This is a genomic window from Dietzia sp. NPDC055343 (genome assembly GCF_053645265.1).
Map to the genome: position 1 here is coordinate 1 of NZ_JBSHMJ010000078.1, position 4,828 is coordinate 4,828.

Genomic DNA, 4,828 nt, shown 5'->3' on the forward strand with positions numbered 1-4,828 from the left:
CGTGTCCGCACCGCACGCGCAGGTACCGGACTGTCACAAGAGGCGTTGGCGGAAGCGTGCGGTCTACACCGCACCTACGTTGGCTCGGTCGAACGCGGTGAACGCAATGTCGGACTGCTGAACCTGCTCAGTCTTGCCGCCGCGCTGCGCGTCGATCCCGCCCACCTAGTAGAAGGCCTGCACCGCCCGCCTGCTCCCTGACCACATGTGCGTTGGCGCGCGTTCAGGCGACTTTGCTGGCAGTGGTGATCAGTTCCCACCGGACCGACACCGCCACCTCCGATCCGCCCGAAGCTCCAGCCGGCACCGACTACGCCCCTAGCGTCTTCGCTGTGTTGTTCCTTGGCCACCGAGCCGCAGAACACCAACACGACACCCACACCGCGGAACAGGAACCCATCGTCTTCTCCCCTGCCCTGTGGTGAGCGTCCCTCTGAGCCACGACCTCTGGCCAGGATCAGGCTGCGGCGCTCGACCACTGGTGAGGGGCGGCCAGCACATCTGGGGCGGGCAGGGCAGCACGGGCCGCGGCAACCAGCTCCCACCAGCTTGCCGGGTCAGCCTCCCGATGCCGGTCTTGAGCAGCCATTGCGGCCCCCCACGTGGTTGCTTCCACCGGCGGGCCGGTGGCTGTTGCTCCGTAGGCCAGCGCAATGTCGACCGGGTGGACCTGCTCGGCCTCACCGGGAGTCGGGAAGTGGCCCCACTCCCCTAGCGCGTCGGATTGATCTTGCTGGTAGCGGGTGGTGAACCACCACACAAATACCGCCGACTGCAACCGGTACAACCGCATCCGATCTGCATGCGCTCCCGTCACCCCAGCTAGCGCCGCTGCCCGGGCTAACCGGGAGCGGCCCTGGTAGACGCGCCCGTTCGAGGTGCACAAGCCGTACGCCTGGAGTGCGCCAAGCTTGCTGCGCACCGTTGCCGCGCAGATCCCAAGACGAGCGGCGATCTGCCGCACCGGCAGGCGCTGCGTGCGCAGCAGATCCCACACCCGCAAGCCGAGCACCCCTAGCGAACGGGCATGCCAGATGTCCGCGCGGGCGGATTCCAGCTCTGCTCGCAGCCGCTGCTCAAGGGCTGGGGAAAATACTGCGCCACTTCTTGTCTCCCCGCCCCCGTGCGCTACCAGCCCCCAGGTCGCGGCCCACGGGCCCACTGCTCGCTGGGTGCGCCGGATCCAGCGGCGGTCGGTCAGGTCTTTAAGCCGGTCTGCGACGGTGTCTCGGGCCAGGCCCGCTGCCAAGGCCCAATCTCTTTCGGAGAAATGGACTTCTTCCGTGGCGGCATCGAGGGTGCGGGCGGCTAGGGCGAGCAGGACCAGGCGTGCCTGGGACCCGGTTTTTCCCTGCCACTGCTGCGGTTTGCTGTCCATTCGGGTTAACAGGTCTGCGACGGTCTGTTCCACGGTGTGCCGGGCTGGGCTGGTGGTGCAGGTGGCGGGGCCGGTGTAGCTGGCCGCGGTGACGGCTTTGGTCCACTGACGTGCGAGCTCCTGCTCGGCGTCCAGGCGCGGGGTCCGGCCGCCTGCTGTGCGGCGGGTGCGCAGGAACTCCAGACCCGGCCACTGCGCCGTGAATGCTGCCTCGGCGAGGTCTCGGTGTTGCATACGGGCATGTGCGCAGGCCAGCAGGATTGACCACCCAATCGCTGAAGCATCTGTGCCAGCAGCGATCGGGGTGTCGGCGAGAGCGCGAATCCTGGCGGCGAGCGGTCGGCGTGGGCCGGCCAGGTACGGACGCCCCTGGATATCAACATGCACCGGCCGGGTCGTCACCTGCGGATGCGGCCCTGAAATGGGACTCGGACGCGTGTCGAGGTGTTCGGTAACCCGATGTAAGGCTCGAAGAGATGCGGGGCGAATGTCGGTGCTACTGAGAGGGACCGAGGCTCCGCCGGAGCGGTGGGGCGAGCCCGGAGCGCGAACGCAGCCGGTGCGAGGGTTTGCCAGAGGTCCGCGGTCAAGTGAAGGCCAGGCGGCGGCGAATGCGTCCACTAGTGGTGCGAGCCGGGCCGGTGAGATCGCGGCACTGAGGCGGATCCACACGTGGTATCCCCCACCGGGCCCGGATGAGCACACCAGATGTTCGACCCCGGTGGCGGTCAAAGCGGAGGTGCAGTTGGCGAGGTCTGCGGTGGCGGTGGAGCCTGCGTGATGGGCGTCAAAGTCCAGAGCAAGCAGGCGAAAGCGGCCGGCGTCATCGGTCAAATGCAGCGCATATGGCACATCCGGGCCGGGGGCGCCGTCGGTGAAGCGTCGAGTTGTCGAGAAGGTGTGCGCTTTGCGTGGATCGACACGCACATACGGGCGCGGACTCCACGCACTCGCCACTGATTCCCACCACGTGTTGGCCTGATGGGATGCGGTTTTTCTGGTATCAGAATAGGACACGCCGTCCGGAACGACTGGACCGTCCGGAAGGTATGACCTACCCTGAGAGGTGCCTGGAAGCACAGCTCTCCTAAATGGTGAGCAACCCCGAGTTCGAGCGCCAACTCAAACTCTTGACTTTCGATCCCGGTCCACCGGTCAGTGGGCCGGGATCAGTCATTTTGCGGATTGCATGATCTTTAGTTGTCAGTCACAGATCTGACTACTTCACGCTGGGATCGCCTCCTGGTCGTCAAAATTCGACACGGCTTCGGGCATGCCGAGGTGTGTCGCAGCGACTTCGGCTACATACTGGTTCATGGAGATGCCACGTGCTTTGGCTTCACGTCGAAGCGCGTCGTAAACATCCGAAGGTACGCGGACCGTCATGCGTGTCCGCTCCCCTAGGGCTGGTCTGCCCGGCCCAGAACGTGTGGTCGCCATGACGTCAAAATTCGCATGCCTGACGTCAGAAATGGGTGCGACACGCTCACGACGTCAAAAATGACGGTAGATAGTGCGTGGGACGGCAGGCTGAAGTTCAGGAGTCAGTCGATCGTGGGTCGGCGGCCCGCCATCCTCGCTTGAAACTCGAGTTTGGCATTGGTCTGAGAGCATCGACCAGAACCAGCGCCATTCGGAGGGCGCTAGTGGGCGCCGGCGCCCGATCCGATGCTGCTCAAGACTGTTGATTCCTGATCAGCAGTCTCGAGACTCCAAGTACTCGACGATTGCGATGTCGGTGATAGATGCGATGCTTATAGAGCGGTCGCCTGTCTCGTAGCGAAGCTTGTCGACAGCGCGGAGTAGCCGCGCTTTCGTTGATGGGCGCAGCCGGACATTGTGCTGCTCCGTCAGTCGCTCCTCCCCTCGCCCAGCTGGCTGGGTTGGCTGTGGGGAGGGAAGCGGCACGGCAGCGGCCGGTGTGGTGGCCGGGGTAGGCCGCTCTGGCAAGTCTGCTGCGGGGTGGGCAGCTCGTCGGATTGCGGGTTCACGCTGGACGCTCATGCTGCGTTTCCTTCGATGTCGATCGCCAGCTCGGAAAGTAGATCTGTGTAAGCCACCTGGAGAGCCAATGCCTTGCCGCCAGTAAACTTGTGGATCGGCGTGTGAGTGCTATGTGCGTCCTGTCGGGCGGTAAGTTCCGGAATGGCGGTCTTCGCGACCAGTTCTCCGTAAGTGCTACGCAACTCGCGTTCGCGGAATTGGTGCTCCCCGGTGGCCCGTTTACGGCTAAGGACGATTTTTTCCATTACGAGCCGGGGGTTCGGTCGTCTCTGAACATTGCGGATCGTTTCCTGAAGGTTCTCGATCCCCCGGACGCTGTCGATGGTCGGCTCGGTCACAGCAATGACCCCGTCGACTGCGCACAGCACGGCAAAGAGCAACTTCCCCAGTGACGGTGGACAATCGAAGAGGACCGCGTCGTAGGGCGAGAGGTCGAGCCCCTCGAATGCGATGTCGAGGCGGAAGATCAAATCGTTGGCGCCGTCTGATTCGATGTTGGCTAGTGCTTCGTTGGACGGGATGAGGTCAACCCTGTCCCATGGAGTTGCGATGACGGCGTCGGCCGCAGATCCCGAAGCTGTTCGGTTCATGAGGTCGAACGTGGTCATCATGCCGTCCGTGATTTCGACACCGAGTCCCGTGGTGGAGTTCCCTTGGGGATCGACGTCCACAATCAGAACGTTGCGCCCTTGAGCGCTCAGCGCACTAGCCAGCCCGAGCGTCGTTGCAGTTTTGCCGACGCCGCCCTTCTGATTACAGAGCGCTAACTTTCGGATCATGTACGTTCCTCTCGAAGTGGATGCCAGCCAGAGGTAGCCGCTAGTTTGGCTGGCCATGTATGTGCACTGAGGTACTCGTTGGTAGCTAGTGCTGCATCTCTAGCTACGTTACCTCTCATAGTTATCTGTGCAATGGAAACTCGCAAAGCGCACGTAACTATACGTGCCAGGCTAGCTAGCAGTGCTAGCATTGCGCGCATTGCTACAGTAGCTAACTGCGGCTCGACTGACAGTCCTCCACCACGGCGAAGGCCACGGAAATGCGCATACCAGCACTAACCGCGATTGATTGGGTCTGGTGTCATTGATGATGGCGGTTGCCGGCAGCGTGATGGTGGGGGTGTGGACGTTCGCCGTGTTGATGGTCGTGCTGGTCAGAGCTGCCGTCCCGCCTCGGCACGCCGCGCAGAATCGCGAGGGCTTCTCGTGGTTCTGGGTGTTCTTCCCGATGGCGGTGCTCTTGGTGGCCGGGTCGCTCCACATGTGGCTACCGGGGATCAGTGCGGCCAGTGCCTGGACGATGTACATGTCGCTGGCGGACCGGGGCAGCGGCCTACAGTTTTTGAGTGACGAGCAGCTGTGGCAGCTCCAAGCTTTTCTGCTGGGGCGGTGGATCCTGCCAATCGCCGCGCTAGTCCTGGTGGGACTGTCAGTGTGGTCGTGGCGC

General features: G+C 63.4%; 5 protein-coding genes. 2 read left to right on the forward strand and 3 right to left on the reverse strand.

All coding sequences use genetic code 11. The features are described from left to right. Positions 1 to 201, forward strand: a 201-nt coding sequence (locus ACWIE7_RS18215) for a helix-turn-helix transcriptional regulator (protein WP_454070193.1), incomplete at its 5' end; no start/stop codon positions are given. A gap of 256 nt (positions 202 to 457) precedes the next feature. On the opposite strand, the gene ACWIE7_RS18220 is transcribed toward ACWIE7_RS18215, so the two are convergent. The 3 genes from ACWIE7_RS18220 to ACWIE7_RS18230 all read right to left on the reverse strand — a co-directional run bounded on the left by ACWIE7_RS18220 (position 458) and on the right by ACWIE7_RS18230 (position 4,161). Beyond that, the gene (locus tag ACWIE7_RS18220) at positions 458 to 1,780 is read right to left on the reverse strand and encodes a hypothetical protein (protein ID WP_454070194.1); all 1,323 of its coding nucleotides are present in this window, start codon (positions 1,778 to 1,780) and stop codon (positions 458 to 460) included. 822 nt (positions 1,781 to 2,602) lie between these two features. After that, positions 2,603 to 2,818, reverse strand: coding sequence for a toxin-antitoxin system HicB family antitoxin (locus ACWIE7_RS18225; RefSeq protein ID WP_378002173.1), 216 nt, complete (start codon positions 2,816 to 2,818; stop codon positions 2,603 to 2,605). A 560-nt stretch (positions 2,819 to 3,378) separates the two neighbouring features. After that, complete coding sequence (locus tag ACWIE7_RS18230) at positions 3,379 to 4,161, reverse strand: ParA family protein (RefSeq protein ID WP_230931463.1); 783 nt, start codon at positions 4,159 to 4,161, stop codon at positions 3,379 to 3,381. A gap of 307 nt (positions 4,162 to 4,468) precedes the next feature. Here ACWIE7_RS18230 and ACWIE7_RS18235 point away from each other — a divergent pair. After that, positions 4,469 to 4,828 (forward strand): hypothetical protein (locus tag ACWIE7_RS18235; RefSeq protein WP_454070195.1); only part of this gene is annotated, 360 nt, incomplete at its 3' end.

Excerpts from the sequence above, each read along its gene's own strand:
- ACWIE7_RS18225 (WP_378002173.1), bottom strand. The coding sequence starts at position 2,818 with ATGGCGACCACACGTTCTGGGCCGGGCAGACCAGCCCTAGGGGAGCGG.
- ACWIE7_RS18230 (WP_230931463.1), bottom strand. The coding sequence starts at position 4,161 with ATGATCCGAAAGTTAGCGCTCTGTAATCAGAAGGGCGGCGTCGGCAAA.